Source organism: Oleiphilus sp. HI0067, from assembly GCF_001635735.1.
On the sequence record NZ_LWFI01000303.1, the window covers coordinates 1 to 407 of the forward strand.

A 407-nucleotide genomic window follows, 5' to 3' on the forward strand; every position below is an offset into this window, starting at 1 on the left:
AATGGAAGGTGCGTTAAAGCTTAAAGAGATCTCGTATATCCATGCAGAGGCCTACGCTGCAGGAGAGTTAAAACACGGTCCATTAGCACTTATTGATGCCGATATGCCGGTGATTGTGGTGTCACCTGATAACGATCTTATGGAAAAGCTTCATTCAAACGTGGAAGAGGTACGTGCTCGCGGTGGCTTGATGTATGTCTTCGCAGATAAGGCATCTAAGTTTGAAAGTGATGCAACAATGAAAGTATTAGATGTACCGCATTGTGACGACACAATCGCTCCGATTCTCTACAGTGTGCCTTTGCAACTACTAAGTTATTATGTCGCAGTGATTAAAGGTACGGATGTAGATCAGCCGAGAAATTTGGCGAAGTCTGTAACGGTAGAATAGTTATGTTAGGTGGGCT

Annotated in this window: 1 protein-coding gene; it reads left to right on the top strand. The window is 43.7% G+C overall.

Going from position 1 to position 407, the window contains the following annotated elements; all coding sequences use genetic code 11:
* The coding region (locus tag A3739_RS03695; RefSeq protein WP_068500369.1) for an SIS domain-containing protein at positions 1-391 on the top strand (391 nt) is incomplete at its 5' end.
* Between the last annotated feature and the right edge of the window lie 16 nt (positions 392-407).